Genomic DNA, 289 nt, shown 5'->3' with positions numbered 1-289 from the left:
AATTCCTTAGCTGTCAGCCCTCCTATGAAATTAACCACTACCCTCACGTGCCGAGATCATACATCGTTATTGATCAGTGAATTTAGCCCTGAAAATCCCCCACTCGGCACCATCGTTATTGCAAGTGCCTTCGGTGTAAACCAAAGTTTTTATTGGCCAATGGCCGAGTTCTTTGTCAAACAAGGCTATAAAGCGCTTTGCTTTGATTATCGAGGAACGGGCGATAACGAATCGCTAACGCGAGAAGACTTTGAGCTGAGTGAATGGGGAACACAAGACATAGAAGGCG

At 45.7% G+C, this 289-nt stretch carries 1 pseudogene; it reads left to right on the top strand.

Annotated elements, in window-relative coordinates:
- Positions 1-24 precede the first annotated feature (24 nt).
- A pseudogene (locus A3762_RS06865) lies at positions 25-289 on the top strand (hypothetical protein); the annotation flags it as partial.

It is taken from the genome of Oleiphilus sp. HI0125 (genome assembly GCF_001635355.1).
Note: the sequence above shows the minus strand (reverse complement) of the source record. Positions and strands in the feature narration are given on the sequence as shown.